Annotated in this window: 1 protein-coding gene; it reads right to left on the bottom strand. The window is 63.8% G+C overall.

Annotated features, from left to right (window positions below; genetic code table 11):
* A partial coding sequence (locus DVK06_RS18000; RefSeq protein ID WP_147438199.1) for an aldo/keto reductase occupies nt 1–436 on the bottom strand: 436 nt, incomplete at both ends.

Below are 436 nucleotides of genomic sequence, written 5' to 3'. Positions count from 1 at the left end.
CGGTTTCGGGGGTCGTGTCGTGTTTCTCCGCGACATCGACGACCTCGTCTACCTCGCGGACGCGCCCGCCAGCGAGCGGCGAGTAGGCGACCACATCGTAATCGTGTTCTTCGGCGTGGTCGAGGAGTTCAGGGCGCTGGAACAGCGGATGAGACTCCGTCTGGTGGGCGACAAGCGGCGCGTCGAGTAGGTCGACCGCCTCGTCCAGTTCGGAGACGGTGAAGTTGCTGACACCGACAGCGCGGGCGAGACTGTCGTCGACGAGTTCGTCGAACGCGGAAAGCGTCGATTCGGGGTCGTACGTCTCGATTGGTCGGTGGACGTACAGCAAGTCCACGTAGTCCGTCCCCAGTCGGTCGAGACTCTCGCGGGTCGTCCGAAGCACGTCGTCGTACGCGAGGCTGTCGGCCCAGACTTTGGTCGCGAGAAATACGTG

The sequence above is a fragment of the Halorubrum sp. Atlit-28R genome (assembly GCF_003665955.1).
Taxonomy (GTDB): Archaea; Halobacteriota; Halobacteria; order Halobacteriales; family Haloferacaceae; genus Halorubrum; species Halorubrum tropicale.
The sequence above is the reverse complement of the archived record's forward strand: the minus strand, read 5'-3'. Positions and strand labels throughout refer to the sequence as shown.